Here is a 25,051-nt window from a genome sequence, read left to right on the forward strand (position 1 = left end):
GCCCGCAAAGGTCGCCATCGTCGCCTGCATGCGCAAGCTCGTGACCATCCTCAACGCAATCCTCAGGGACAAAAAGCCATGGGCAAACGCTTGACCCTCACGACGGTCGCTCAGGATGAGGTCGATGGGTCAACCTGAGACGGAAAGACTCTAGATGATTAGTCCCGGTGGTTGCTGTTCCGGTCATCCAGAGCGCCGCGAAGGATCTCGCGCTCACCACGGATTTCTCCGATAGATTTGTGAGGTTCTTCGCTGTGCTTGCGACGACGTGCCGGCCCTCCACACATGACAAAGGCCGGCCCCCTTCGTTCGGACCGGCCTTCGCCGCTTCAAGAAGCTATTTCTTCTTCACGCTTTCGAGCGTCGGCAGCCTGTAGCGGTCCTCGGGATCGTTCCAGCCCTTGAAGTTGGGCTTGCGCTTCTCGGCGAAGGCGGCGCGCGATTCCATCAGGTCGCTCTTGGCGCCGTGATCGTGCAGTGCGTCGGCTAGGCGCTGCTGGTCGGCGCTCGGGGCCGGGCGCATCTGGCGCATCATGTGGACGGTGTTCACGCGGCTGGCCGGCGGCAGGGTGAGCAGGTGCTCGGCCATCGACATCGCCGTGGGCATCAGCTCGGCTGCATCGACCAGGCGATTCACGAAGCCGATCTCGTAGAAGCGCTGCGCGGTGAAGCGGAAGCCCAGCGCCATCTCCATCGCCACGGGGTAGGGCAGGTTGGCGATGTGGCCGTGATTGTAGCCGCCCAGCAGCCAGCGCTTGGCCTCTGAGACCTCGAACACCGCTTCGCGAACCGCGACACGCAGATCGGTGCGCTCGACCAGCATGAAGCCTCCGCCCATGGCGAAACCGTTGATCGCGGCGATCACCGGCTTTTCGAGCTTGCCCGACATGAACGGGTCTTCGATCTCAGGCCGGCGGCCGCCCGGCGCGCCGTCCTTCAGCGATTCCTTCATGTCCTCGCCGGCGCAGAAGCCGCGGCCGGCACCGGTGAAGATCGCGACCTCGAGTTCCCTGGACGCGCGGAACTCGTTCCAGGCCTTCGACAGTTCGGTCCGCATCTCGTGATTGAGCGCGTTCAACCGGTCTGGCCGGTTCATGCGCACGACGAAGATCTGCCCGTGCTTCTCGGTTTCGACGACAGCCATCTCTTGTTTTCCCTTATCCCTTCAGGAAGGCCAGCAGGTCGGCGTTGAGCTGGTCCTTGTTCATGGTGGCGAGCCCGTGGCTGCCCTTCGGATAGATCTTGAGCGTGGAACCCTTCACCAGCTTGGCGGAAGCGCGGGCCGAAGCGTCGATCGGCACGATCTGGTCGTCGTCGCCGTGAATGATAAGCGTCGGCACGTCGAACTTCTTCAGGTCCTCGGTGAAGTCGGTCTCGGAGAAGGCCTTGATGCAGTCGAGCAGGGGCTTCAGCCCGCCCATCATGCCCTGCATCCAGAAGAAGTCGCGCACGCCCTGGCTCACCTTGGCGCCGTCGCGATTGGCGCCGTAGAACGGCGTCGTCAGGTCCTTGAAGAACTGCGAGCGATCGTCGGTAACACCCTTGCGGATGCCGTCGAACACCTCCATCGGCAGGCCGCCCGGATTGGCCGCGGTCTTGAGCATCTGCGGCGGCACGGCGCCGACCAGCACGGCCTTGGACACGCGCCTGGTGCCATGCCGCCCGATGAAGCGCGTCACCTCGCCGCCGCCGGTCGAATGACCGACCATCGCCGCACCCTTCAGATCGAGCGCCTCGAACAGCGCCGCCAGATCGTCGGCATAGGTGTCCATCTCGTTGCCGTCCCAGGGCTGGCTCGAGCGGCCATGACCGCGGCGGTCATGGGCGATCACGCGGAAGCCGTTCTGCGCGAGGAACACCATCTGGTCTTCCCACGCATCGGCCGTCAGCGGCCAGCCATGGCTGAAGGTCACGGCCGGGCCCTTGCCCCAGTCCTTGTAGTAGATGTCGGTGCCGTCGCGGGTCTTGATGAAAGGCATGGAACGCTCCTCTCGCGGCGATGAGTTACTCGACGCGGGAGAATGCACCAGCTGTGAGGCCGGCGCGAGTAGACGTTATGCGGAGCTACCGCCGCTCGAAGTCGATGCGTTCGTCGACCGGCAGGCCGAGCAGGTGGCGGCGCAGGCAGTCGAGGCCGAGTTCGGTCGCGCCGACGCGCACCCAGTCGCGGCCGCCGATCAGGCGGGCCTGGCGCGTGACCGCGCCGTTTGGGTCGGCGAGGCCGATGCAGATCGTGCCGCCCATGTCGGGCCGGTCGGCACCCTCGTCGAGTTCGAGCAGCACGACCAGCGCGTGGCTGGCGCCGCTGGAGGCGCGGATGGCCTTCGCCACCGAAGCCGCCTGGTCGGGCGCGACCGACGTGGCCCCGAGTTCGGCCAGATCGCGCGCGACGATGCCGCGGCGGAAGGCGCGCTCGGCGCCGGCCAGCGGCGCGAGCCGCGCGGCGAGATGGCCGCCCGTCACCGTCTCGGCGAGGGCCAGCGTGAAGCCGCCCTCCAGCAGCTTGCCCAGGATCACGCCTTCGATCGTCTGATCGTCCTCGGCCACGATGAAGTTGCCCAGCCGCTTGCGCACCTCGGCCTCGGCCGGGCCGAGCCGGGCGGCGAGCGAGGCTTCGTCGTCGGCGCGCAGCGCGAGCTTGGTCTCGAGCTGCGGATAGTGTGCCTGGAAGCCGAGCTTGATGCCGCCGCCTTCCTTGAAGGCCTCGATGTCGCCCAGCATCTGGTCGGCGCGCGATTCGCCGATGCCGAACGTGTGGAATCGCTTGAGTTTCGTCACGCCCTCGAGGCCGCTCATCGCCAGCAGGCGCGGGATCACCTGCTCGTCGAGCATGCGGCGCATCTCGCGCGGCACGCCGGGGGTGAAGAAGAAGCGGGCCTTGCCGATCGTGACGGCAAAGCCGCAGGCGGTGCCGATCGGATTGTCGATGAACTCGGCATTGGCCGGCAGCATCGCCTGCTTCACGTTGTTGGGCGGCATGACCCGCCCGCGGCGCGCATAGGATTCCTCCATGCGCTTCATCCAGTAGTCGCTCAGCACCAGCTCGACGCCGCAGGCCTGGGCCGCGACTTCCTGCGAGAGATCGTCGACCGTGGGCCCCAGTCCGCCGTTCACGATCACCGCGTCGGCGCGCTCGCCGGCCTGATGAAACGCCTTCAGCAGGCTCTCGCGGTCGTCGCCGACGGTGGTGCCCCAATGGACGCCCAGTCCGACCTCTACGAGGCGGCGTGCCATGTGGCTGTAGTTGGTGTTGACGGTCTTGCCGGTGAGGATCTCGTCGCCGGTACAGAGGATTTCCACGCGCATGGGCGGAATTATCGGCTAACGTCGCGTCTAAAGCGAGAGATCAAAAGCGAGCGGGAGAGAAGAGCATGACCATGTTGTCATCCGATCTGAAGGAAGCGCTGGCGAAAGTCGGCACCTCGACCCTGACCGGCGTGCTGAACAAGCGCGGCCTGCGCAGCATGACACTGTACGATGTGTGGCCGATGCGGCCCGAGCAGCCACGCATGGTGGGCCTGGCCTTCACGATGCGCTTCATCCCGTCGCGCGAGGACAAGGACGGGCCGACCTCGACCAGCCGGTCCATGGTCCAGCCGCAGGCGATGGAGGAGTGCCCGCCGGGCCATGTGCTGATGATCGATTCGCGGGGCGATTCGCGGGCGGCGTCTGCGGGCGATCTCTATGTCGGTCGGCTGAAGGCGCGCGGCGCCGCCGGCATCGTCACCGACGGCGGCTTCCGCGATACCGACGGCGTCCACAAGACCGGGCTGCCGGCCTATCACCGCCGCCCGTCCTCGCCGCCCAGCCCGATCGCTCACCGTCCGGTCGATCTCCAGCTGCCGATCGCCTGCGGCGGCGTCGCCATCTATCCCGGCGACGTGATCGTGGGCGACCGCGATGCCGTCCTCGTCATCCCGCCCGACATCGTGGAAGCCGTCGCCCAGGAAGCGCTCGACGCCTACCACTACGAGGAGTTCGCCGAAGCCGAAGTGGCGCGCGGCCGCTCGCTGAAGGGCCTGTTCCCGGTCGCAGGCGAGGAAGCCAAGCGCGACTACGAGGCCTGGAAGGCGCGGGGAAAGAAGTAGCTTTTCATACTCCTCGCCCCCGTTGGGGGAGAGGAACATGAGTCGTCACGCCAGCGACGTCCGGATCTCGAGGCCGTTCTTCAGCGTGAGCGTGACCGGGGTGCGCTCGGCGATGTCGGCCATGCGCTTCTTCTGTTCGTCGTCGACGTTGCCCTCGATCGTCAGCACGCGGTCGATGCGCTGCCTGTCGCCGTCTCGGCTGAAATGGATGTCGGCATGCACGGCCGTGACCGGCCACTGCTTGCGCTCGGCATACATGCGGAGCGTGATGACGGTGCAGGCGCCCAGCGCCGACGTGAGAAGATCGTAGGGGGCGGGGCCGGCATCCTTGCCGCCCAGTTCGGGGCCCTCGTCGGCCGTGAGCCTGTGATGCCCGCCGTGGCCGGTCGAGATGGCGGTCGCGTAGTTGGTCGTGCCGATGCTTGCCCTTGCGTGCGCCATTGCAGCCTCCCGATGCGTCGGAGCGCCCCCGCTTCGGGGACGCTCCGGCACCAGTCTAGCGGCGCTTGCGGCGAGCCGCTGCCTTCTTCGTCGCCTTCTTCACGGCCTTCTTCGGCGCGGTCTTCGTCTTCGTCACGGCCTTCTTCGCCGCCTTCTTGACGCTCTTCTTCGCAGCTTTCTTCTTCGCAGCCATTCCATTTCTCCCTGTGCAAATCGCGAGATCGCAGATGCCGAACCTCGCACAACATTGCATCTAGCGCGCGATTCGCATGTTTGTCTCGTTTTCTTCGCGTGCGCGCACTGTTCCGACATGAGTCATGTCGTCGCTGATCGGCGCGTCGGCGGGCAAGGCCGCAAGCAGGCCACCGGCGGTTTGCGGATCGAACAGCAGCGGCAGCTTGGAATGCGAGGCGGCCCGATCCATGCCGTCGATGAGATGACGGGCGCGCAGATTCTCCGGCTGCAGCGAACTCGCGAAGCCCTGCGCGAACAGCTCGGTTGCGCCCGGCAGTGCCGGCAACGCATCGAGATCGATGTCGACCGCGACGTTGCCGCTCGCGCGGATCATCTCCGCAATGTGACCCGCCAGTCCAAAGCCGGTCACGTCGGTACAGGCATGGGCACCCGCATCGAGCAGCGTCTGTGCGGCAGCGCCCGATGGCGTACGCATGGACGCGAGCGCTGCCTCGATCCACGCGGCCCTGGCCATGCCACGCATCGCGGCCGCGAAGATCACGCCCGTGCCCAGCTTCTTCGTGAGGACAAGCCGGTCCCCGGGACGCAATCCGCCTTTGCGCAGCGCCCGCGATGCGACGACGAGGCCGTTCACCGAAAAGCCCAGCGCGGCTTCCGGCCCTTCGCCGGAATGGCCGCCGATCAACGCGCAGCCCGCGCCGTCGAGCACGCGCCGCGCGCCCGCCAGCATCTGGAAGAGATCTTCCTCCATCAGCCGCTCGGCGGCGGCCGGCACCACCGCCAGCGCGAGCGCGCTGTGCGGCCTGGCGCCCATCGCCCACACGTCGCCCAGCGCATGCACGGCCGCGACCTCGCCGAAGACGAAGGGATCGTCGATGAAGGTGCGGAAGAAATCGACCGACTGGACCAGTGCCTGTCCCGGCGGCACTTCGATCATCGCCGCATCGTCGGGTGCGTCGAGGCCGATGGCCACGCTGGATCCCGGCGAAGGGCCGAGGCGCGCCAGCACGCGGTCGAGCACGCCCGCGCCCACCTTGGCGCCGCAGCCGCCGCAGCGCATGCCGATGTCGGCCAGCAGGCGCCTCGCGTCCGCATCGGCCAGCGCCGGATCGGGCGGCGCGGTACGCGCGCGCCTGTCCATCGGCGCGGCGGGCGGCTCGCGGTACATGCGCATCCACTTGCGGTCGATATGGTCCTTCCAGCGCCAGACCCACGCGCCCTCGATCGCGAAGCCGCCGCGCGTGGCCACGGCATTGCCGTCGCCGGTGCCGAGGATCGACAGGTAGCGGCGTTGCGGCGTGAAGGGCCGGGGTGGCTGGCCCAGCAGCGCGAGCCGCAGGTTTTCGGCGAGCGGCGGGCCGTGGCGCACGGCGAAGACGCCGGCCTTGGGCCGCGGATGCGCGGTCACGCTGGCGCAGTCGCCGGCCGCGAACACCGACGGGTCGCCGCTCGACGCCAGCGTCGGCTCGACGGCGAAGAAGCCACGCTCGTCGAGCGAAAGACCGGTCTCGGCGAACCACGCGGCGGCGCTGGCCTGCGTCACCACGAAGGCGTCGTCGGCCCGCAGCCGCTCGCCGTTCTCGAGATGGACGGCGTCGGCGTCGATGCGCGTGGTGGCGGTATGCTCGATCAGGCGCACGCCGCGCCGCCCGAAGATCGCGCGCATGCGCTGCCGCGCCGCGACCGCCTGGCCTGACAGGATCTCGCCCTTGGTGGCCAGCGTCACCGACACCTGGGCGCCGCGCGCGACCTGGCGCAGGCGATGGTCGATGGCGAGCGCCAGTTCGACGCCGCCCGCGCCGCCGCCGATCACGGCGATGTCGAGCGCGCCCTGCCAGTCCTTGACCCGTTCGAGGAAGCCCAGCCAGCGCCGCCCCAATTCGGCGATCGGCTTCACCGGCGTCGCATGCTCGGCGGCGCCCGCAATTGCCGCCATGCTGGGCGAGGAGCCGACATCGAGCGAGACGAGATCGTAGGAGACCGGCGGGCGATCCTTCAGCAGCACCTGCCGGTTGAGCCGGTCGAGTCCCACCGCCTCGGCATGGATCAGCCGCGCGCCGTTCCAGGCGCAGAGCCGCGCCAGGTCGATGTGACATTCGTCGAACGTGTAGGTGCCGGCCACGAAGCCGGGGATCATGCCGGAGTAGGGCGTCTCGATGTCCCGCCCGATCAGTGTCAGCCGCACGCCGGGCATCGGCTTCATGCCGAAGCTTCTGACCACATGGACATGCGAATGCCCGCCGCCCACGAGCACGAGGTCTTTCAGGAGGGGCGCAGCTTGCATCCTGCTCTCTATATCCCATTCCCTTGGCCGGCTCTCTTCGCGCTGCGGGAGAGTTTGAGATCAATTAGTAGCGTGTCTCAAAAGAATAATGTATATCAATTGATTAGGGGAATTTGTTCCCCTTCTTTCGGAGCGCGCCCCATCGCCGTCACGTCCGGTCTCTCGGTAGCCCCTGATCTCTCCGGGGACGCCGCTTCGCTCGTGGCGCAACCGCGTTCGGCCTGGTCGCTGTCCTGGCCGCTGGTGCTGGGTCTGCTGCTCTTCATCTGCCTCGCCAACGGCAGCGGCCTGCCGCTGCTGGCCGATCCCGACAGCCACTGGCACATTGCCGTCGGCAACTGGATGCTGGCGCACGGCACGGTGCCGACGGTCGATCCATTTTCGTTCACCTTTGCCGGCCAGCCGTGGATCGCCAAGGAGTGGCTGTCGCAACTGCTGATGGCGATGGCCTTCAAGCTGGGCGGCTGGGGTGGCGTCACCGTGCTGGCCGCGACCGCGCTCGCAGCGTCCTTCGCGCTGATGCTGCGGCTGCTGCTGCGCGACCTGCGCCCGTTGCCGGCCGGCCTGTTCGCGCTGGCCGCCATCGCGATGACCCTGCCGCACTTCCTCGCGCGGCCGCATGTCCTCGCATTCGCCTTCATGCTGATCTGGATGGCGGGCCTGGTGCGCGCCGTCGAGGAGCGCCGCGCCCCCGCGCCATTGCTGCTGGTCGCCATGCTGCTGTGGGCCAATCTCCATGGCGGCTTCACGCTCGGCCTGCTGCTGGGCGGCGCCTTCGCAATCGAGGCCCTGCTGGGCGCGCGTAATGCCGACGAGCGCAAGGCGTTGTTCCTCGGCTGGGCGAAGTTCGGCGCGGCCGCCTTCCTCGTCGCCTGCATCACGCCCTACGGGCCCGAACCGATCCTCGTCACCCTGCGCATCTTCGGCATGGGCGATGCGCTGGCCTTCATCTCGGAATGGAAGTCGCCGGACTTCCAGAAGCAGCCGCTGGCCGAGCTGGTTCTGTTGATCGCGCTCTACGCCGCCCTGTCGCGCGGGTTGAAACTGCCGCTGCTGCGCCTGCTGATCGTGCTGGGCCTGCTGCACCTCTATCTCAGTTACGCGCGCAACGCCGAGCTTCTGGCGATGCTCGCGCCCCTGGCGATCGCCCCGCTGCTGGCGCGGCAATGGCCGGGGCTGCGGCCCGATCCCGCCGCGGGTCTCGGTGCGTCGCTCGCCGACCAGGCGGCGGCACTCGCCAAGCCGGCTGGATTGGCGGCCGTTGCGGTCGGCATCGCCGCATGCGCCACGATTGCGCTCGGGCTGGTGCGCTATGGCGGCATCGTGCCACCGCTCTCGACCATGCCCTCGACCGCGATGGCCTATGTGAAGCAGGCGGGCATCGGCGGTCGCGTGCTCAACCACTACAATTTCGGCGGCTATCTCATCCATGCCGGCGTGCCGACCTTCATCGACGGCCGCGGCGAACTCTTCGGCCGCGATTTCATCCGCCGCTACGCCGACACGATCGGCCTGCGCGGCAGCGAATCGCTGGAGCAGCTGCTCGAGCGCAATCGCATCGACTGGACCTTCATGCCGCCCGACCAGCCGGCCAACCGCCTGCTGGCCCGACTGCCGGGCTGGCGCCAGGCCTATGCCGACGAGGCTGCGGTGATCTTCGTGCGCGAGCGCTGACAGCCCCGCGAACGCTCCGGCGGGTCGTCATCGACCTCCCGTCGTCGCGCTACTCCTTCAGCACGATCCAGATGCAGTGGCCCAGCGCGCAGAGGCGGCCGGACTCGGTGTAGAGCGCCGTGCCCGAATAGAGCTTGCGGCCCTCGGCGCCGATTCGCCAACCGACGACGGCGCAGCGTTCGCCGACCCTGGGGCGGTCGAGCACCTTCGCGGTCATGCGGCCGGTGAGGGCGGGGCGCCAGTCGTCCGGGTCCTGCGCGGCCCAGGCGCCGGGGCAATCGAGCGTGCCCCACAGGAACTCCGGCCGGATGCGGCCGTCGGCATCGGCATGGTTGGCGTGAGGCACGTAGCAGGAGAGGGAAGTGCCACCCTGGCCCTGGGCGCTGCCGAATACGCGCAAGCCATCGCCCACGCCCCGGCCGCGACCGCACACCAGGCACCACTGGAAATCGCTGCCCTCGCCACAGCCGCCGACCGCGTCCTGCTGCATCACCTCGTTCCAGTCGGCGGGCGGCTTCGGGGGCTGCAGGTGATCGACAGAGCCGGCACGAGCCTCGCAGATCAGCGTGTCGCCGTCGCGCATCATCAATGCCGCGTCCTCGCGCACGAGGTTCATCGGCGTCTCGATGGGAATCGGCGCGCGCAGGGTGATCTCGACCGCATCGTCGCCCGTGCCGTACGCCTTGTTGTAGTGCGCGGCCAGCACGCCGCCGACATAGCCGCCGTTGCCCGAGAGGCGCGGGCCGTTGAAGCCGGTCCGGATGATGACTTGATCGTCCACTCTGTCCTCGCTTGCGTTGGCAGCGGCAAAAACTGGCGTGCGCATGCGGAGAATGCAAGCCTGCCGGGCCCGCAATCGGCTTGCATCGCCGCGCGCGCTCGTCGAGGGTAAATCGATGGGTTCGGCTTTGCCGTGGGCGCTGGTGGCGCTGTGTTTTGCGCTCGGCATCGCCAGCCGCTCGGTCAGCGACACGTTCGTCGTCTTCGTGCCTGCGCTGCAGCACGACTTCGACGCCAATCGCGGCCCGGTCACGCTGATCTACAGTTTCGCGCTGCTGGTCGGCGGTACCGCGGCGCCGATCACCGGCTGGATCCTCGACCGCTTCGGCCTGCGCGCGCTGACCGTGTTCGGCGTGATCGCCGCCGCCGGCAGTACGGCCCTCGCCTCGCAGGCGAGCCAGCTCTGGCATCTCTATCTTTCGCTGGGCGTGATGATGGGGTTCGGCGCGGCCTCGCTGTCGGGCATCCTGTCGTCGTCGCTGATCGGCCGCTGGTTTCCGGCCCATCGGCTGGGCGTGCCGCTCGCGGTGTCGTGGTCGGCCTCGGGCGTCGGTGCGATGGCGACCTTTCCGGCGGCGCAATATCTGATCGACACCGAGGGCTGGCGTCATGCCTATCTCGTGTTCGCCGCCTTGACCGCGTTGTTCATCCCGTTGCTGCTGGTGCTGCCGTGGAAGAAGATCGAGCGTGGCGCGCCGGGCCTCGCGAAGCTGCGCGAGACCGCGGCGCCGGGCGTCACGGTGAGCGAGGCGTTGCGCGACTGGCCCTTCTGGGCGCTGACCTCGTCCTTTGCATTGACCTCGATCGGCATCTTCTCGCTGGTTCCGCAGAGCGTGGTCTATCTGCTCGAGCGCGGCATGGACGGTCCCTATGCCGCGCGGGCGATGGCGGTCGCGGGTTTCCTGACGCCGCTCGGCATGATCGGCTTCTCGTGGCTGGCCGATCGCGGCGGACGGCGGCTGGCGGCGATCCTGGCCTATGCCTGCTCGATCGCCGGCGTCGGGGCGCTGGCGATGGTGCGCGGGCCGGACGACGATTTCTGGCTCTGGACCTTCGTGCTTCTATTCGGCGGCAGCATGGGGTCGCGCGGGCCGATGATCTCGACGCTCGCCACCCTGCGCTATCGCGGCGCGCATTTCGGCCGCATCTACGGGCTGATCGCCATCGGCATGGGGCTGGGCGGCTTCCTGGGCGCCTGGATCGGCGGCGTGCTGCACGATCTCACCGGCGGCTATGCGGCGGTCATGGTGCTGTCGGTGCTGGCGCTGGCGACGGCGGCGGCGACCCTGGGCGCCGAGGCCGGGGCGCGGGAGCGGCTCAGCCGCCGACCTCCTGCCGCATGACATGTCGGTGACGATTGCTCCCGCATATTGTGTTTCGTCCCGAGTCCGGCCACTATGGCCGGCATGTTGGACCGCATCGACTTACCGAGTAGTCCCACTCCGAGGCGGCGGACCTAGCCGTGACCCCGGGCCTTGAGTCCTGCCAAGCGCTGGTGCTCAACGCCGATTTTCGGCCACTGTCGTATTTTCCTTTGTCCGTCTGGTCCTGGCAGGATGCGGTCAAGGCCGTGTTCCTCGATCGGGTCTGCGTGGTCTCCCAGTACGACCGCAAGATCCACAGCCCGACGTTCGAGATGCGGCTGCCCAGCGTCATCGCGCTCAAGGAATACGTGCCGGCGGCGCGCCGTCCCGCCTTCACGCGGTTCAACGTCTTCCTGCGCGACCGCTTCACCTGCCAGTACTGCAACGGCGACTTCGCGACCAACGAACTCACTTTCGACCACGTGATTCCCAAGTCGCGCGGCGGTCGCACGAGCTGGCAGAACGTCGTGACCGCCTGCAGCCCCTGCAACCTGCTGAAGGGCAACATGCTCCTGAAGGAGAGCGGCCTCGCCCTGCGCTGCGCCCCGGTCGAACCCTCGACGCAGCTCCTGCAGGAACACGGCCGCGCCTTTCCGCCGGGCTACCTCCACGAGAGCTGGCGCGACTTCCTTTACTGGGACAGCGAGCTCGACCAGAACTGAAGCATCGGCGCGCTCCGATGATTCAGATCCGCGTCGACAGCCAGATTGCCAGGCGGGAGCCGGTCTTGATCACCGCCGAAAGCGCTTCGTAGCCGACCGCCTGTTCGGCGCCGGCGGCGAGGGCTTCGTCGCGGTGTTCGATCTCCTCGTCGCGGAACTTCTCGACGGTCGCGCGCAGGTCCTTCTCGTCGTCGCCAAGGGCGGCGGCCTGCTCGGCGTAGTGCTCCTCGATCGTCTCCTCGACGGCGACGGTGCAGGCCATGGCGGCCTTGTCGCCCATCAGCGCCGTGGCGGCGCCCAGCGCGAACCCCGCCACGCTCCACAGCGGCGACAGCAGGGTGGGCCGCACGCGGCGCTCGACCAGCAGCCGGTCGAACACCTTGTTGTGGTTGCGTTCCTGCGAGGCCATGTGCTGGATGCGGCGGCCGGTCTCGCTGTTCGAGCGGCCGGTCCAGCGCAGCGCGGCCAGCTGGCCCTCGTAGATGCGCACGGCGCCGAACTCGCCGGCCTGATCGACGCGGATGGTTCGTTCGATCACTTCGCGGGCGTCTGGGTCGCCGGGATTGCGGTGGTGAGCGGTCTTCATGGCACCCTCAGCGTGAGCTTGCCGTGCGCGACAGGCCCGAAGCGAGGCCGACGGCCAGGATGGCGGAAAGGATCGCGTTCCAGCCGGCCATCGAGATACCCAGCAGCGACCACACGACGGCGTCGCAGCGAACCATCTTCGCGCCGAACAGGTACTTCTTCAACTCTTCGGGCGAGAGGCCGGTGGGCACCGTGCCGGTGCAGGATTGCGGCCCCTGCCACCAGCGGTACTCGACGCCGGCGTGGAACAGTCCGATCGCCGAAGTGATGGCGATGGCCGCGATGGCGATCACCAGGAACGTGGTGGCGAGGCGCGGGCGGCTCGACGAGGCGAAGGCCGCGAGGCCCGCGATCATCGCGGCGATGTGCGGCCAGCGCTGCCAGTGGCACATCTCGCAGGGAGCGAAACCCATCACGTACTGGAAGAAGAGCGCACCTCCCAGCATGATGCCGCTGCCGAGCAGGGCGACGAGGCCGAGCTGGCTGGGGAGAGGTAGGCGCTGCGCGGCAGCCATGGAGCGATCCTAGAAGAGGTACCGGACGACGACGAATCCGCCGATCAGGGCGAACAGGAAGAGCCAGGTGAGCAGTGTCAGGCGCTTCTCGATGAAGGCCCGGATCGGCTCGCCGAACTTCCACAGCAAGGCTGCCACGAGGAAGAAGCGGAGACCACGCGTCAAGATGGACGCCCACACGAACGTGAACAGGTCGAAATGCGCGGCGCCTGAAGCAATCGTCACGAGCTTGTAGGGGATCGGCGTCAGGCCCTTGATCAGGATGAACCAGGTCCCGTACTCGGTGAACCCGGCGCGGAAAGCCGCGAGGCCCGCCTGCAGCCCGTAGGTCTTCACCACCCAGGCGCCCAGCGTCTCGAAGAAGTAGTAGCCGATCGCGTAGCCGAACAGTCCGCCCGCCACCGAGCAGATCGTGCACACGAGCGCGATTCTGAACGCCTTCTCCCGGTTGGCCAGCACCATCGGCACCAGCATCACGTCGGGCGGAATCGGGAAGAACGAGCTCTCCATGAAGGAGACCACGCCCATCGCGGGGATGGCGTTCTTGTGTTGGGCGAGGCGGATCACCCAGTCGTACAGGCGGCGGATCATGGGCTGCGTTCTAGCCCGGCGACCGGGGCGAGGCGAGCGGGCTTTGTGCTGCCGAAACGGTGTGCTCGCAGGGACCGCTCCGCTTTGGCACACTGGCCCGCATGTCAGCCCTGAACCAGCTCCATCTCGCCCAGCCGCTCACCCTGCCAAACGGCGTCGTGCTGAAGAACCGCATCGGCAAGGCGCCGCTGACCGAGGGGCTGGCCGATCCCATGAACCGTGCCACCGAACGGCATGTGAGGCTCTATGGACGCTGGGCCGCAGGTGGCGCCGGGCTCGTCGTCACGGGCAACGTGCAGGTCGACCGTCGCTACCTCGAACGGCCGGGCAACGTGGTGATCGACGGCAATGACGGGCTCGAGGCGCTGCGGGCCTATGCGCGCGCCGGCACGGCCAACGGCACGCAGCTCTGGATGCAGATCAACCATCCCGGCCGCCAGACGCCGCGCCGTGTCTGCGAGCAGCCGGTGGCACCCTCGGCAGTGCCGCTGGCGCTGCCCGAGAGCGCCTTCGCCCATCCGCGCGCGATGACGGCGGAGGAAGTGGCCGACCTGCCGCGCCGCTTCGCCCATGCCGCCCGGGTGGCGCACGAGACGGGCTTCACCGGCGTGCAGGTCCATGCCGCGCATGGCTACCTGCTCAGCCAGTTCCTGACGCCGCTGGTGAACCGGCGCGACGATCGCTGGGGTGGCGACATCGCCGCGCGCGCGTCCCTGCTCCTCGAGGTCGTGCGCGCCGTGCGGGCGGCGACCTCACCCCGCTTCTGCATTTCGGTGAAGCTCAATTCGTCGGATTTCCAGCAGGGCGGCTTCTCGAACGAGGAATGCCTTCGGGTCGTGACGTGGCTGGGCGAAGCCTCGGTCGACCTCATCGAGATTTCCGGCGGCAACTACGAGAAGCCCGCGATGATGGGCAGCGGCGCCAAGGAAAGCACCGTTCGCCGCGAGGCCTACTTCCTCGACTATGCGCGGTCGGTCCGGAAGGTCGCGACCGTGCCCATCATGCTGACCGGCGGCTTCCGCACGCGCGCCGCGATGGAAGCGGCGCTGGAAGAGGGCGCGTGCGACGTGATCGGGCTCGGCCGGCCGATGTGCGTCGACACCGATCTGCCCAACCGCCTGTTGCATGGCGAGACGGATCGCGCCGAAGCCTACGAGGAGCGCATCGTGCCGGCGAAGGCGGGCCTCGGCTGGTTCTGCCTGCAACTGATTGCCCACGGCGACGGCCGCGAGCCCGATCGGGCGCTGGACGGCGAGGCGGCCATTCGCGGCTATCTCGCCAACGAGGAAAGCACCGCGGCGGCGCTCGAAGGGCGTTCGTGACCCCCGGTGATGCCGGAGGCCCGACCGGTTCTCCATGTCGGGCCGGGGGCTGATTGGGGAAGGCGGAGCTTCAACGCTCCTGCAGGTCCGACGGCTGGTCCGCCGAAGGAGTATCATCCTGCTCGACTCGCTCCTCCCAGGCATGTGGAGGGACTCGGCTATATTGACGAAGCGTCCCTGAAGGATCGGCGGAACCGAACATGACCAGACTGCGACTGCACCGGGAAAACCATCTGGTCCAGCGGATAGGCTGGCTGCGCGCCGCCGTGCTGGGCGCCAACGACGGTATCGTGTCGACGGCGAGCCTGATCGTAGGGGTGGCGGCCGCCGCCGCATCCCCGGGCGACGTGATGATCGCGGGTGTCGCGGGACTGGTGGCCGGCGCCATGTCGATGGCGGCGGGCGAGTATGTCTCCGTGAGTTCCCAGGCCGATACCGAACGCGCCGACCTCGCGCGCGAGGGCGCCGAACTGGCGGCCAATCCCGCCTTCGAACTCGACGAACTGGCCGAGATCTATGTCGCTCGCGGCGTCGAACCCGCACTGGCGCGACAGGTGGCGGAGCAGCTGATGACCAGGGGCGCCCTGGCGGCACATGCCCGCGACGAACTGGGGATTTCCGACGCGACCGCGGCGCGTCCTCTCCAGGCCGCCCTGACCTCGGCCGCGACCTTCTCGCTGGGCGCCGCCTTGCCTCTGCTCATGGTCGTCGTTGCTCCCGCGGCGTGGCTGGTGGCTGCGGTCAGCGCCGCCTCGCTGCTCTTCCTCGCGCTGCTGGGTGCGATCGGCGCGCGTGCAGGTGGTGCCGACATCTGGCGCGCCACGGTTCGCGTCACCTTCTGGGGAGCGCTGGCCATGGCGCTCACCGCCGGCATCGGCCGCGTGTTCGGCACGGTCGTCTGAGCGGCCTCGGCGAGGGCCGGCCTGGCTACGTCGACCTGTCGCGCAGCTGCCGGACGAGTTCGCGATACTCGGCGATCGTCGGCAGGCTCGGATCGCGCGGGGGGCGGCCCAGCGGGATGTCGGTCGCCAGCAGCATCTCGAGCTGGCGCATGGCGTGGTCGCAGTCCGTGTGGCCGGCGGCGAGACGCACCAGCATCTCGGCCAGCCATTCGCACTCCTTGGAATCGACGTCGCGCCCGCGACTTTCCACCTCGTCGAGGAATAACTCGACATAACGGAACAGGGCGGCCTGCTTGGCCTTTGGATCGGGAGCCACGGCTAGCAGGGAAGGAAAAGGGACTCGGAGGCGGCCGTCATGCTGCGCTGTCACGAAGGTGAGCGGGAGCGGAACACTCGGGATGGATGTCGCCGTCTCTCGGTCGCCGGCGCTCGTTCGTCACGGCCGGCGATGGCCCCGAATAAGCCCGTCGGCCGGGGACCGGCAAGCGGAAACTGGCATCGTGTCGTTACGGCTTGGCCGCCCCGGTGCCGGTGCGCGGGACGGGCCGGGTGGGTGCGGGACGCTTTTCCAGCCTCTCGATGCGCTGCTCGAATCCCGCCTGCATCTTCTCCATCCGTTGCTGGAGCTGCTGGTTCTGGACCTTGAGTTGCTCGATCTGGGCCGACAGCGCCGCCGTCGACCGTTGCAGTTCATTCAGCCGCCCCTCGACGCCGCTCTGCGCCGCAGCCGTGCCGGGCAGGAGAAGCAGCGCCAGGAGGGCGAGCCGCGGCATCGGATCGCCGGTTACTCGGCGGCCTGCTTCAGGCTCGTCGGCACCGTCTCGCCGGCGAAGAGGGCGGCGCGCGCGGCGTCGTACTCGGCCTTGAGGCGGGCCACGATCTCGGCGGCTGGCGGCGCGTCGTGGATCTGGCCGACACCCTGGCCGGCGCCCCAGATGTCGCGCCACGCCTTGACCTTCATGTTGCCGCCGGAGCCGAAGTTCATCTTGCTCTTGTCGGCTTCCGGCAGCGCATCGGGATCGAGGCCGGCGGCGGCGATGGAGCGCTTCATGTAGTTGCCGTGCACGCCGGTGAAGAGGTTCGTGTAGACGATCTCCTCGCCGGTCGAATCGATGATGCACTGCTTGTTGGCGTCGGTGGCGTTGCCTTCCTTGCTCGCGGTGAAGCGCGTGCCGAGATAGGCGAGGTCGGCGCCCATGGCCTGGGCCGCCAGCACCGAGGCGCCGTTGGAGATCGAGCCCGACAGCAGGATCGTGCCGTCGTAGAACTGGCGCACTTCCGGCACCAGGGCGAATGGCGAGAGACGGCCGGCATGGCCACCGGCGCCGGCGCAGACCAGGATCAGGCCGTCGACGCCGGCCTTCAGCGCCCGCTTGGCATGCGCCACGTTGGTCACGTCATGGAACACCAGGCAGCCGTAGCGATGCGCCGAGGCGACCACCTCGTCGGGTGCGCGCAGCGACGTGATCTGGATCGGCACCTTGTACTTCTCGCACATGTCGATGTCGTGCTGCAGGCGGTCGTTCGACGAGTGCACGATCTGGTTGACCGCGAAGGGCGCGACTTTCTTCTCGGGGTGCTTGGCCTTGTACTCCGCCAGCTCTCCGGTGATGCGCTTCAGCCACTCCTCGAGCATCTCCTTCGGCCGCGCGTTCAGCGCCGGGAAGGAGCCGACGACGCCGGCCTTGCACTGCTCGATGACGAGGTCGGGGTTGGAGACGATGAACAGCGGCGCGCCCACCACGGGGATCGAGAGGTTGTCGCGCAGCAGGGCGGGAAGGGCCATCGTTTCACTCCTTGGATTCGTACGTTCTTGGTGTCGGCACAGGGCCTAGCACGATGCCGGCCCCAGTCCCAAGCGCTTGTCGCTAGTTGGCAAAGTCGTAGGCGCCGCCCTTGTCCAGGGCGCGCTTGTAGGCGGGCCGGGCATGGATGCGCTCGAGGAAGGCCTTGATCCGGGGCATGCCCTTGATCGCGGGCGCGCGCGAGCCGGCGGCCTCCAGCGGGAAGCTCATCTGGATGTCGGCGGCGGTGAAGTCCGGGCCGGCGAACCATTCGCGGCGCGACAGCTCGCCCTCGATGAACATGAAGTGGTTGCCGAGCTGCGGCGCCAGCAGGCTCTTGTTTGCGCCGCCCGAGATGGCCCGCGCCACCGGCCGCATGAAGAACGGCACGCGGGAAGGGATGCGGTCGAACACCAGCTTCATGAACAGGAGCGGCATCAGCGAGCCCTCCGCGTAGTGCATGAAGTAGGTGTACTGCAGCCGCTCGGGCGTGCCGGCCGCCGGGGTGAATTTCCCGCCGCCGTAGGTCTCCGACAGGTATTCGAGGATGGCCCCCGATTCGGCCAGCACCTTGTCGCCGTCGGTGATGACCGGCGACTTGCCCAGCGGATGGACTTTGCGCAGTTCGTCGGGGGCCTGCATCGAGGGCTGGCGCTGGTAGCGCTTCACCTCGTAGGGGACGCCGAGCTCCTCGAGCATCCAGAGGATGCGCTGCGAGCGGGAGTTGTTCAGGTGATGGACGGTGATCATCCTACAGCGTACCGGGACGCCAGTTGCCATGGAAGCCCGCCGGCACCCGGCTGCTGAGATGGGCAAGCGCCACCGGCCCCTTGGCGATGTCGGTCGCCTCGAAAACGCCGAGGTCGCTGCGGCCCTCGGCGGCGCGGAAGATCGTCGCCAGCACCCAGCCGTCGCCTTCCTCCGCCTTGTCGTGACGGGGCACGAACACCGGCTCGCCGAACCGGTCGTCCTCGCCTGCCTTCCAGGTGGCGTTGGTGCCCTTCTTCAAGTCGTAATGAGTGATGCCTTCGCCTCGGCGCACGCCGGCATGGGTGATGTTGCCCGACACGATCCAGCCGTGGCGGTAGTCGCTCATGCAGAAGCGCTCGTCGAAGCGCGGGAACTCGCCGGCGCGGTCGTCAAGCTGTTCCTCGCGGAAGGTGTTGGACTGGCCCGACAGGTCGAAGGTCCAGCGGAACAGGCGGGCGGCCGGCGGCTCCTTGGTCGAGGGCGAGCCGTCGGGCAGCGGGAACAGCGGCGCCACGTCGTACTTCATGACGTCGATCACGATCCTGCCGTCGTCCGTCTCGAAATGGTTCATCGGATGGAAGACATAGGACGGCGGCGCCGTGACCCACTTCACGTCGGCGACGGTGCCCTTGCGCGGGATGAAGGCGATGTGCGTGCCCTTGTCCGGCTCCCAGGCGAAGGGCGGCAGGCCGCCCATGGCGCGCTCCATCGACGAGGTGAGCGGGAAGATGGGCACGACGATCCAGTTCTTCGTCACCGCGAAGTCATGGATCATCGACGGATAGGGACCTTCGAGCATCTCCGCGCGCGTAACGGTGCCGTCCTCCGTCACGGTCTGGATGCTCACTTCCTTGGTGAAGCGCCCCGTGGCTGAGTAGCCGAAGAACACCATCTCGCCGGTCTCGGGATCGAACTTCGGATGGGCGGTGAACGGACCGATCAGCTTGTCGCCGAAGGTCTCGTAGCCGCCGTCCTTCGGGCCGACCGGCATCAGGCTCTTCGGATCGAGCGAGAAGGGCGCATGCGCCTCCTCCAGCGCCAGCAGCTTGCCGCCGTGCCAGACGATGTTGGTATTGGCGATGGTCGAGTTCAGTGCGAAGACGCGCGGGTCGGTGTAGCGAGGATTGCCGAACGTGCCGGAGAGGCCTTCGCCTTCCGCGTTCTCGATCATCCACTTAGGGGTACGCACCCAGCGGTTCTTGTAGGAGACGTTGCCGTTCTCGACGTGGAAGGCGTGGATCATGCCGTCGCCGCCGAACCAGTGATACGGCCCGCGCGGCGCGAACTGCGGGTTCGGACCGTTGCGGTAGAGCGTGCCGCAGAGTTCCTTCGGCATCTCGCCGGTGATCTGGAGATGCCCCGCATCCGCCTCGGTGTTGACCGGCGCGAAGTAGCCCTTGAGGAACGGATTGTCGGTCGGAAATGGCTTGGCCACGGGAAGTCTCCTTCTGGGTAACGCCGTGTATCTATCCGAGGTTATCGATACACGGCGTTTCCCGCAAGGGCGGAATCGAAGAATTCCAATTCTCTCCTCAGGACGGTCGACATCGGTTAGTCAGGTGCCAACATGACTTCGATCAAACCCGTTCTGCCTTCAGGTTATTCCGCCGTTCCGCCCGGCCATGTCGCCACGGTCGTGACGAGCCTCGAGATGTCGGCCCGTCCGCCGGAGCGACCGGCGCAGCCGTTTCCGGCGGGTGTCGCGCTGGAGCCGCTGGAGCGCACGGTCGCGGCCTATCGCGCGCTCTATCGCGCGGTGGGGACGGACTGGCTGTGGTTCTCGCGGCTGGTGATGGCGGATGCGAAGCTGCAGGCGATCCTCGACAATCCGCAGGTGGAGTTCTTTGCCCTGCGCAAGGACGGGCGGGATGCCGGAATCCTCGAACTGGATTTCAGCCAGGCCGGCGAATGCGAACTCGCGTTCTTCGGGGTCACGCCGGACATGGTGGGAACGGGCGTCGGGCGGAGCCTGATGAACGAGGCGATCGCGCGGGCGTGGTCGCGGCCGATCAGCCGCTTCTGGGTGCATACCTGCACGCTCGATCATCCCGCGGCGCTCGACTTCTACCGGCGGTCGGGCTTCGTGCCCTACGCCTTCCAGGTCGAAGTGTTTCCCGACCCGCGCCTTAGGGGCGTGCTGCCGCGCGACTGCTCACGGCACGTGCCGCTGCTGGGCTGAGGCGGCCGCGCCGGCGACCTCGCGGTTCTCGGCGCGCCAGAAATAGAGCCAGCCGCCGATGCCCAGCGCCAGCAGAAGCAGTCCGAACCAGAACTCGGTGTGGGTCGGACCGATCAGGTCGAACATCGGCGTGGCCGCGAGGTTGAACAGCAGCATTGAGCCCGCCATCACGGCCAGCCGCAGCCGGAACACGCGGGCGATCTCGGCGCCGCGGAACACGGTCTGCATGCGGGTGATCATCGGGATGAAATAGAACGGCCCGCCGAAGCCCGCGACCAGTCCGGACAGCATCATCGCCGGCAGCTTGTAGGGATTGTCGAGGCCCCAGGCCGACAGCGCGATCAGCGCGAAGCCCGTGCCCATGGCGACGTAGCCCAGGAACATGGTTGAGAGCGGGCGGCGGAAGCGCACGCTGCCGGCCACCAGGTTGCCGGCCACGTCGCCCACGCCGCAGGCGCCTACGATCATGCCGAGCGACGCGAGCCCGTGCAGGCCGAACAGGTGCGGGTCGTGCTCCACGACCATCAGCGCGATGCAGAGCTGCAGCGCCACGCTCCAGGGCCCATTGGCGAAGGCATTGATCATCAGCAAGGCGCCCATGCGGGGCTCGCGCAGCATCAGCCGCGCGCCGTCGAGCAGGGCATCCCAGGCGCCGCGCCAGCCGCCGCGGCCCGGCCTCGGCTTCTGGGCGGGGTCGTACAGCCGGTCGCGCACCGCCCAGACCGCCAGCCCCGACAGCACGAAGCCCAGCGCGGTGATCGACAGGAAGTGGATCACCGGCAGCAGTGTGTTCAGCACAGCGGCCATCATCGGCCCGATCAGGCGGGCGAGCCGCCAGGTCGCGTCGAACAGGCCGTTGATCGCCTGCATGGCGTCGCGGTTGGTCACCAGCACGGGCACCGCCGACTGCAGCGCTGGCGTGAAGACCATGCGCATCGCCGCGAGGCCCATGACCGACACGATGAGAAGCGGAATGGAGATCCCGAACACGTAGAAGCCGAGCACCGGCAGGATCGCCAGCACCGCGCTCGCATACTTGGCGCCCATCATGGCGCGGTCGGCGCGCCAGCGGTCGAAGGCGGAAGCGCCCAGCAGGCCGACCACCAGCATGGCGCCGTACTGCGTGGCATTCACGTAGCCGGCGGCATTGCCGATCTGCTCGGCCGCGATCCAGACGACGGCCACGCGGAACAGGTCCTCGCCGATGGTCGAGGCGGCGAGGCCCGACCAGATCGTGGCGACGGCGGGATCCTTTAGCGGGCGGAAGACGGGGATCATGCCGGGTGACGATTCCCCACTATCCTCATCCTGAGGAGGCGCGACGCGCCGTCTCGAAGGATGGGCAACGGACGCGGTGCGGGTTCCCACCCTTCGAGACGCAGCCTGCGGCCGCTCCTCTGGGTGAGGCTCTGTTTTGCAATCCCAACTGTCACTTCACCCACACGCCGCCGTCCTTGTTGCGATACCCGAGCGACAGATAGGCCGCGTCGACCAGCGACTGGCCGCGCTCGTTCATCAGCAGGCCGGGGCCCATGCGGTTCATCGTGTAGCCGAAGGACAGGCCCGCGGCCGGATCGGCGAAGCCCAGCGAGCCGCCGGCACCGACATGGCCGAACGCTGCGCTGCTCATGATCACGCTGTCGCAATCCTCACCCCACAGCTTGGCGGCGAGGCTGCGCCTGCGATTGTCCATCGACTTCATGAAGCCCAGCGCAAAGCGCGTCGGGATGCGCAGTGTGGCGTCGTCGTGCGTCGCCATCGACACTTCGCCCATACGCAAAAGAGTCGTCGCATCGACCAGGTCACCGCCGCCGTTTGCCAGCGGCGCATACATGCCGGCCAGGCCGCGTGCGTTGGTAATGCCGTTGGCCGCACCGATCTCGGCGGCGTGGCCCGCGCGGCTGTTGGCGCCGCCGGAGCGCCAGGCGCCGTTGTTGAAGTAGAAGAGGGCGGCCACCGATTGCTTGTTGGTCGCGAGATCGCGCATGAAGGGCGTCACCGCATCGGCCGCCTTGTAGACATGCGGCACGATCGGCGCGACGCGCGGCTCGATCGCTTCGGGAAGGCCGATCCAGAAGTCGAGTCCCAGCGGCCCCGCGATCTCCTCGCGGAAGAACGTGCCCAGCGATTTGCCCGAGGCGCGGCGCACCATCTCGCCCACCGTCCAGCCGAAGGTGAAGCCGTGATAGCCGTTGCGCGTGCCGGGCTCCCAGAAGGGGACTTCGGCCGCCAGCCGGTCCGTCATGTAGGCCCAGTCATAGGGCCCGTCGTCCTTCACCGGCGCACGCACGGCGGGCACGGCCGAGGAATGGTCGAGCATCATGCGCGTGGTCACGCGCTCCTTGCCGTGTTGCGCGAACTCGGGCCAAAGCTCGGCGACCGGCGTGTCGAGGTCGAGCTGGCCGCGGCTCGCCAGCACATGCGCGCACAATGCCGTGGCGCCCTTGGTGCAGGAGAAAACGATGCTCACCGTGTCGCGGGTCCACGGGGCCTTCGTCTTGGGATCGGCGACGCCGCCCCACAGGTCGATCACCGTCTCGCCGCCCAGCGTCAGGCAGACCGAGGCGCCGATCTCGCCCTTTTCCTTCAGGTTCCTCTCGAAGGCTTCGGCGACGCGCTCGAAACCCGGACGGCAGCTGCCGCCGATCGCTCCCTCGCTCATGGCTTCGGCACCTGAAGCTTGAAGGCTTCGAGCACGAAGCGGGCGCAATGCGACAGGCCGGTCTGGTCGATCCCGTGGCCGACGCCTGGGGCGATGTGGACGCCGACCTGCACGCCGTTCTCGTTGAGTGTCTGCGCCGCGCGCTGGGTCAGGACGGCCGGCAGCATCTCGTCGCTGTCGCCATGGACCAGCAGCACCGGCGGCTTCGACCTGATCTCGGCCTCGAGCGTCTCGGGCCCGGCCAGCATGCCGGAGAAGCCGACGATGCCCGCGAGCGGCTTGGCGCGGCGCAGGCCGACATGCAGCGCCATCATCGTGCCCTGGCTGAAGCCGATCAGCACGGTCTTGGATTCGTCGAGCCCGTACTGCGCCATCGTCTCGTCGAGGAACCGGTCGACGAAGGGTGCGGCCGAGCGCACGCCCGCCGCCGCCACCGCGGGGTCGAGGCGCGAGATGCCGAACCACTGGAAGCCCATCGGATTGCCCTCGCAGGGATAGGGCGCGTTGGGGGAATGGAACACCACGTCGGGCATCAGCGGCGCCAGCACGGGCGCGAGGCCGATCAGGTCGTTGCCGTCGGCGCCGTAGCCGTGCAGCAGGATCACGAGATGGCAGGGCTTGCCACCGGCCTGCGGGCCGTGGCTGGGGCCGTCGAGCTTCTTCGCGGTCATTTCTTCTCCTTCGCCGACCAGTCCGGCATGTTGCGGCGATAGTGCCAGAGCACGAGCGCGGCCGCGCTGCGCCACGGCCGCCACGCCTCGGCGATTTTGAGAAGCCGCTTTGCGTCGGGGCGGGTGCGCAGCTTCTTGAGATGCTGCGCCGCCACGACCAGGCCAAGATCGAGGCCCGGCATGATGTCGGGGCGGCCGTGCGCGAACATCAGGTAGATCTCGGCGGTCCACGGGCCGATGCCCTTGGCCTGCGTCAGCATGGCAATGGCCGCCGTGTCGTCGAGTTCGTGCAGCCGGTCGAAGGCGATGCGGCCCTCGACGATGTCGGTGGCAAGGCTGCGGCCGTACTTCATCTTGGCACCGGAGAGGCCGACGGCGCGCAGCTGCTCGTCGCTCATCGCCAGGAAGTCCGCCGGCTCCATCGACGGCACGGCTGCTTCCAGCCGCAGCCAGATACTGCGGGCGGCATGGACCGAAACCTGCTGGCCCACGATCGAGCGCATCAGCCCGCCGAAGCCCGTCGGCATATCGCGCAGCTCGGGGTGCCCTGCCTCGGCCAGCGCTCGCGCGATGTCGGGATCGGCGGCCGCCAGTTCGGCCAGCGCCTTCTTCAGGGTCTTCTTGTCGAGGACAACGCCGGGCGCCGGGGTGCGCGTGGTCTTGGATGCCGTTTTGGCCATGTTGCTCCCGCCATAGCACGCGGCGAGGGGGCGCTGTAACGTCGGATCATGACGGCCGTCACGCGTTTTGCCCCCAGCCCGACAGGCGAACTTCATCTCGGCAGCGCCTATTCGGCCCGCATCGCCTGGCGGCGTGCGCGCGACGTCGGCGGCACGTTTCTGGTGCGGATAGAAGATATCGACATCCGCCGCTGCCGCCGCGAGTACGAGACCGCGATGCTGGCCGACCTGCAATGGCTGGGTCTCGCCTGGGACGGCGAGGTGCGCCGCCAGTCCGATCATTTCGCCGACTACGGTCGCGTCCTCGACCAGCTCGACGCGCGCGGCCTGGTCTATCCCTGCTTCTGCACCCGTGCCGACATCGCCGCCTCGACCAGCGCACCGCATCCCATCGCGATGGGGCCGGACGGGCCGCTTTATCCCGGCACCTGCCGGCACCTCTCGCGCGAGGACCGTCGCCAGCGTATCGCCGCCGGTATCGAGCATTGCATGCGCTTCCATGCGGCGCGCGCGGCAGAGCAGGCGGGGCCATATTCCTTTCTTGACGAGGGGCTCGGCCGCATCGAGGGCCAGCCGCTGCTGCTCGGCGACTTCGTGATCGCGCGAAAGGACACGCCGACCAGCTACCATCTCTCGGTCACGGTCGACGATCACCTGCAGGGTGTGACGCTGGTGACGCGCGGCATCGACCTGCTGCCGTCGACGCACGTCCACGCGTTGCTGCAGACGCTGCTGGGCTACGCTGCGCCGCAATACGCGCATCATCCGCTGTTGACCGATGCGACCGGCCGGCGCTTCGCCAAACGCGACCGCGACCTCACCATCCGGGCGCTGCGCGAGAGTGGCAGGACTCCCGCCGAGGTGTTCGCGATGATCGACGGTTGGAGTTGCGCAGGTCCGGCGAAGGCATAACATCGCCGTC

General features: G+C 68.1%; 27 protein-coding genes. 8 read left to right on the forward strand and 19 right to left on the reverse strand.

Features of this window, described 5'->3' with window-relative positions; translation table 11 throughout:
- Nucleotides 1-337: 337 nt before the first annotated feature.
- The 3 genes from LJ725_RS26600 to LJ725_RS26610 form a co-directional block, all read right to left on the reverse strand.
- Nucleotides 338-1,144, reverse strand: coding sequence for an enoyl-CoA hydratase/isomerase family protein (locus tag LJ725_RS26600; protein WP_230553986.1), 807 nt, complete (start codon nucleotides 1,142-1,144; stop codon nucleotides 338-340).
- Nucleotides 1,145-1,157: 13 nt separating this feature from the next.
- The gene (locus tag LJ725_RS26605) at nucleotides 1,158-1,979 is read right to left on the reverse strand and encodes an alpha/beta fold hydrolase (RefSeq protein ID WP_230553987.1); all 822 of its coding nucleotides are present in this window, start codon (nucleotides 1,977-1,979) and stop codon (nucleotides 1,158-1,160) included.
- Between the two features lie 85 nt (nucleotides 1,980-2,064).
- Complete coding sequence (locus LJ725_RS26610; protein WP_230553988.1) at nucleotides 2,065-3,306, reverse strand: CinA family nicotinamide mononucleotide deamidase-related protein; 1,242 nt, start codon at nucleotides 3,304-3,306, stop codon at nucleotides 2,065-2,067.
- 65 nt (nucleotides 3,307-3,371) lie between these two features.
- Between LJ725_RS26610 and LJ725_RS26615 the strand changes: the two genes are divergently transcribed.
- Nucleotides 3,372-4,088: a ribonuclease activity regulator RraA gene (locus LJ725_RS26615; protein ID WP_230553989.1), complete on the forward strand. Its 717-nt coding sequence runs from the start codon at nucleotides 3,372-3,374 to the stop codon at nucleotides 4,086-4,088.
- A 45-nt stretch (nucleotides 4,089-4,133) separates the two neighbouring features.
- Here the strand turns inward: LJ725_RS26615 and LJ725_RS26620 are convergent, their stop codons facing one another.
- Genes LJ725_RS26620 through selD form a run of 3 tightly spaced genes read right to left on the reverse strand, consistent with a single transcriptional unit; the run spans nucleotide 4,134 to nucleotide 7,008 of the window.
- A complete protein-coding gene (locus LJ725_RS26620) occupies nucleotides 4,134-4,529 on the reverse strand; it encodes an OsmC family protein (protein ID WP_230553990.1) in 396 nt (131 codons plus the stop codon).
- A gap of 55 nt (nucleotides 4,530-4,584) precedes the next feature.
- On the reverse strand, nucleotides 4,585-4,722 hold the full coding sequence (locus tag LJ725_RS26625; protein WP_230553991.1) for a hypothetical protein: 138 nt from the start codon (nucleotides 4,720-4,722) through the stop codon (nucleotides 4,585-4,587).
- Between the two features lie 60 nt (nucleotides 4,723-4,782).
- Nucleotides 4,783-7,008: a selenide, water dikinase SelD gene (gene selD / locus LJ725_RS26630; protein WP_230553992.1), complete on the reverse strand. Its 2,226-nt coding sequence runs from the start codon at nucleotides 7,006-7,008 to the stop codon at nucleotides 4,783-4,785.
- Nucleotides 7,009-7,209: 201 nt separating this feature from the next.
- Here selD and LJ725_RS26635 point away from each other — a divergent pair, with 201 nt between their 5' ends.
- The gene (locus LJ725_RS26635) at nucleotides 7,210-8,682 is read left to right on the forward strand and encodes a hypothetical protein (protein WP_230553993.1); all 1,473 of its coding nucleotides are present in this window, start codon (nucleotides 7,210-7,212) and stop codon (nucleotides 8,680-8,682) included.
- 49 nt (nucleotides 8,683-8,731) lie between these two features.
- Here the strand turns inward: LJ725_RS26635 and LJ725_RS26640 are convergent, their stop codons facing one another.
- Entirely contained in the window at nucleotides 8,732-9,463 is a 732-nt protein-coding gene (locus LJ725_RS26640) for a hypothetical protein (protein ID WP_230553994.1), read from the reverse strand.
- A 115-nt stretch (nucleotides 9,464-9,578) separates the two neighbouring features.
- On the opposite strand from LJ725_RS26640, the gene LJ725_RS26645 reads away from it, so the two are divergent.
- Complete coding sequence (locus LJ725_RS26645) at nucleotides 9,579-10,805, forward strand: MFS transporter (protein WP_230553995.1); 1,227 nt, start codon at nucleotides 9,579-9,581, stop codon at nucleotides 10,803-10,805.
- Between the two features lie 191 nt (nucleotides 10,806-10,996).
- On the forward strand, nucleotides 10,997-11,488 hold the full coding sequence (locus tag LJ725_RS26650) for an HNH endonuclease (protein WP_408015776.1): 492 nt from the start codon (nucleotides 10,997-10,999) through the stop codon (nucleotides 11,486-11,488).
- Between the two features lie 22 nt (nucleotides 11,489-11,510).
- Here the strand turns inward: LJ725_RS26650 and LJ725_RS26655 are convergent, their stop codons facing one another.
- From LJ725_RS26655 to LJ725_RS26665, 3 genes are read right to left on the reverse strand one after another with little or no spacing between them, the layout of a single operon-like run.
- A complete protein-coding gene (locus LJ725_RS26655) occupies nucleotides 11,511-12,074 on the reverse strand; it encodes a demethoxyubiquinone hydroxylase family protein (protein WP_230553997.1) in 564 nt (187 codons plus the stop codon).
- Between the two features lie 7 nt (nucleotides 12,075-12,081).
- Nucleotides 12,082-12,588 (reverse strand): disulfide bond formation protein B, encoded by a 507-nt coding sequence (locus tag LJ725_RS26660; protein WP_230553998.1) that lies wholly within the window; start codon nucleotides 12,586-12,588, stop codon nucleotides 12,082-12,084.
- A gap of 9 nt (nucleotides 12,589-12,597) precedes the next feature.
- On the reverse strand, nucleotides 12,598-13,179 hold the full coding sequence (locus LJ725_RS26665) for a YqaA family protein (RefSeq protein ID WP_230553999.1): 582 nt from the start codon (nucleotides 13,177-13,179) through the stop codon (nucleotides 12,598-12,600).
- Between the two features lie 101 nt (nucleotides 13,180-13,280).
- On the opposite strand from LJ725_RS26665, the gene LJ725_RS26670 reads away from it, so the two are divergent.
- Together LJ725_RS26670 and LJ725_RS26675 are read left to right on the forward strand one after the other, a co-directional pair.
- Nucleotides 13,281-14,501, forward strand: a complete 1,221-nt coding sequence (locus LJ725_RS26670) for an NADH:flavin oxidoreductase/NADH oxidase family protein (RefSeq protein WP_230554000.1) — start codon at nucleotides 13,281-13,283, stop codon at nucleotides 14,499-14,501.
- Nucleotides 14,502-14,701: 200 nt separating this feature from the next.
- Nucleotides 14,702-15,403, forward strand: a complete 702-nt coding sequence (locus LJ725_RS26675) for a VIT1/CCC1 transporter family protein (protein WP_230554001.1) — start codon at nucleotides 14,702-14,704, stop codon at nucleotides 15,401-15,403.
- Nucleotides 15,404-15,428: 25 nt separating this feature from the next.
- On the opposite strand, the gene LJ725_RS26680 is transcribed toward LJ725_RS26675, so the two are convergent.
- The 5 genes from LJ725_RS26680 to LJ725_RS26700 form a co-directional block, all read right to left on the reverse strand.
- Nucleotides 15,429-15,719 (reverse strand): hypothetical protein, encoded by a 291-nt coding sequence (locus LJ725_RS26680; RefSeq protein WP_230554002.1) that lies wholly within the window; start codon nucleotides 15,717-15,719, stop codon nucleotides 15,429-15,431.
- A 190-nt stretch (nucleotides 15,720-15,909) separates the two neighbouring features.
- Nucleotides 15,910-16,176, reverse strand: coding sequence for a hypothetical protein (locus LJ725_RS26685; RefSeq protein ID WP_230554003.1), 267 nt, complete (start codon nucleotides 16,174-16,176; stop codon nucleotides 15,910-15,912).
- Nucleotides 16,177-16,187: 11 nt separating this feature from the next.
- Complete coding sequence (locus LJ725_RS26690) at nucleotides 16,188-17,189, reverse strand: NAD(P)H-dependent flavin oxidoreductase (RefSeq protein ID WP_230554004.1); 1,002 nt, start codon at nucleotides 17,187-17,189, stop codon at nucleotides 16,188-16,190.
- Between the two features lie 82 nt (nucleotides 17,190-17,271).
- Nucleotides 17,272-17,937 (reverse strand): glutathione S-transferase family protein, encoded by a 666-nt coding sequence (locus LJ725_RS26695; RefSeq protein WP_230554005.1) that lies wholly within the window; start codon nucleotides 17,935-17,937, stop codon nucleotides 17,272-17,274.
- A 1-nt stretch (nucleotide 17,938) separates the two neighbouring features.
- The gene (locus LJ725_RS26700; protein ID WP_230554006.1) at nucleotides 17,939-19,372 is read right to left on the reverse strand and encodes a carotenoid oxygenase family protein; all 1,434 of its coding nucleotides are present in this window, start codon (nucleotides 19,370-19,372) and stop codon (nucleotides 17,939-17,941) included.
- A 132-nt stretch (nucleotides 19,373-19,504) separates the two neighbouring features.
- On the opposite strand from LJ725_RS26700, the gene LJ725_RS26705 reads away from it, so the two are divergent.
- Entirely contained in the window at nucleotides 19,505-20,116 is a 612-nt protein-coding gene (locus LJ725_RS26705) for a GNAT family N-acetyltransferase (RefSeq protein WP_230554007.1), read from the forward strand.
- Here the strand turns inward: LJ725_RS26705 and LJ725_RS26710 are convergent.
- From LJ725_RS26710 to LJ725_RS26725, 4 genes are all read right to left on the reverse strand, one after another.
- Entirely contained in the window at nucleotides 20,090-21,394 is a 1,305-nt protein-coding gene (locus LJ725_RS26710) for an MFS transporter (RefSeq protein WP_230554008.1), read from the reverse strand. The two genes, LJ725_RS26705 and LJ725_RS26710, sit on opposite strands and share 27 nt — an antisense overlap.
- A gap of 151 nt (nucleotides 21,395-21,545) precedes the next feature.
- Nucleotides 21,546-22,778, reverse strand: a complete 1,233-nt coding sequence (locus LJ725_RS26715; protein WP_230554009.1) for a serine hydrolase domain-containing protein — start codon at nucleotides 22,776-22,778, stop codon at nucleotides 21,546-21,548.
- A complete protein-coding gene (locus tag LJ725_RS26720) occupies nucleotides 22,775-23,449 on the reverse strand; it encodes an alpha/beta hydrolase (protein ID WP_230554010.1) in 675 nt (224 codons plus the stop codon). Before LJ725_RS26720 ends, LJ725_RS26715 begins: the two co-directional genes overlap by 4 nt.
- On the reverse strand, nucleotides 23,446-24,129 hold the full coding sequence (locus LJ725_RS26725; protein WP_230554011.1) for a DNA-3-methyladenine glycosylase family protein: 684 nt from the start codon (nucleotides 24,127-24,129) through the stop codon (nucleotides 23,446-23,448). Before LJ725_RS26725 ends, LJ725_RS26720 begins: the two co-directional genes overlap by 4 nt.
- Before the next feature lie 48 nt (nucleotides 24,130-24,177).
- On the opposite strand from LJ725_RS26725, the gene gluQRS reads away from it, so the two are divergent.
- Nucleotides 24,178-25,041 carry a tRNA glutamyl-Q(34) synthetase GluQRS gene (gene gluQRS, locus LJ725_RS26730; protein WP_230554012.1) on the forward strand — a complete coding sequence of 288 codons (864 nt, stop codon included), beginning with the start codon at nucleotides 24,178-24,180 and terminating at the stop codon, nucleotides 25,039-25,041.
- The last annotated feature ends 10 nt before the right edge of the window (nucleotides 25,042-25,051 follow it).

The organism is Reyranella aquatilis (genome assembly GCF_020880995.1).
In the GTDB taxonomy this organism is placed as follows: domain Bacteria; phylum Pseudomonadota; class Alphaproteobacteria; order Reyranellales; family Reyranellaceae; genus Reyranella; species Reyranella aquatilis.

Excerpts from the sequence above, each read along its gene's own strand:
- LJ725_RS26710 (WP_230554008.1), bottom strand. The coding sequence starts at position 21,394 with ATGATCCCCGTCTTCCGCCCGCTAAAGGATCCCGCCGTCGCCACGATC.
- LJ725_RS26690 (WP_230554004.1), bottom strand. The coding sequence starts at position 17,189 with ATGGCCCTTCCCGCCCTGCTGCGCGACAACCTCTCGATCCCCGTGGTG.
- LJ725_RS26600 (WP_230553986.1), bottom strand. The coding sequence starts at position 1,144 with ATGGCTGTCGTCGAAACCGAGAAGCACGGGCAGATCTTCGTCGTGCGC.
- LJ725_RS26645 (WP_230553995.1), top strand. The coding sequence starts at position 9,579 with ATGGGTTCGGCTTTGCCGTGGGCGCTGGTGGCGCTGTGTTTTGCGCTC.
- LJ725_RS26655 (WP_230553997.1), bottom strand. The coding sequence starts at position 12,074 with ATGAAGACCGCTCACCACCGCAATCCCGGCGACCCAGACGCCCGCGAA.
- LJ725_RS26620 (WP_230553990.1), bottom strand. The coding sequence starts at position 4,529 with ATGGCGCACGCAAGGGCAAGCATCGGCACGACCAACTACGCGACCGCC.
- LJ725_RS26685 (WP_230554003.1), bottom strand. The coding sequence starts at position 16,176 with ATGCCGCGGCTCGCCCTCCTGGCGCTGCTTCTCCTGCCCGGCACGGCT.
- LJ725_RS26670 (WP_230554000.1), top strand. The coding sequence starts at position 13,281 with ATGTCAGCCCTGAACCAGCTCCATCTCGCCCAGCCGCTCACCCTGCCA.
- selD (WP_230553992.1), bottom strand. The coding sequence starts at position 7,008 with ATGCAAGCTGCGCCCCTCCTGAAAGACCTCGTGCTCGTGGGCGGCGGG.
- LJ725_RS26665 (WP_230553999.1), bottom strand. The coding sequence starts at position 13,179 with ATGATCCGCCGCCTGTACGACTGGGTGATCCGCCTCGCCCAACACAAG.
- LJ725_RS26625 (WP_230553991.1), bottom strand. The coding sequence starts at position 4,722 with ATGGCTGCGAAGAAGAAAGCTGCGAAGAAGAGCGTCAAGAAGGCGGCG.
- LJ725_RS26705 (WP_230554007.1), top strand. The coding sequence starts at position 19,505 with ATGACTTCGATCAAACCCGTTCTGCCTTCAGGTTATTCCGCCGTTCCG.
- LJ725_RS26695 (WP_230554005.1), bottom strand. The coding sequence starts at position 17,937 with ATGATCACCGTCCATCACCTGAACAACTCCCGCTCGCAGCGCATCCTC.
- LJ725_RS26660 (WP_230553998.1), bottom strand. The coding sequence starts at position 12,588 with ATGGCTGCCGCGCAGCGCCTACCTCTCCCCAGCCAGCTCGGCCTCGTC.
- LJ725_RS26720 (WP_230554010.1), bottom strand. The coding sequence starts at position 23,449 with ATGACCGCGAAGAAGCTCGACGGCCCCAGCCACGGCCCGCAGGCCGGT.
- LJ725_RS26725 (WP_230554011.1), bottom strand. The coding sequence starts at position 24,129 with ATGGCCAAAACGGCATCCAAGACCACGCGCACCCCGGCGCCCGGCGTT.
- LJ725_RS26610 (WP_230553988.1), bottom strand. The coding sequence starts at position 3,306 with ATGCGCGTGGAAATCCTCTGTACCGGCGACGAGATCCTCACCGGCAAG.
- LJ725_RS26675 (WP_230554001.1), top strand. The coding sequence starts at position 14,702 with ATGACCAGACTGCGACTGCACCGGGAAAACCATCTGGTCCAGCGGATA.
- LJ725_RS26605 (WP_230553987.1), bottom strand. The coding sequence starts at position 1,979 with ATGCCTTTCATCAAGACCCGCGACGGCACCGACATCTACTACAAGGAC.
- LJ725_RS26615 (WP_230553989.1), top strand. The coding sequence starts at position 3,372 with ATGACCATGTTGTCATCCGATCTGAAGGAAGCGCTGGCGAAAGTCGGC.
- gluQRS (WP_230554012.1), top strand. The coding sequence starts at position 24,178 with ATGACGGCCGTCACGCGTTTTGCCCCCAGCCCGACAGGCGAACTTCAT.
- LJ725_RS26715 (WP_230554009.1), bottom strand. The coding sequence starts at position 22,778 with ATGAGCGAGGGAGCGATCGGCGGCAGCTGCCGTCCGGGTTTCGAGCGC.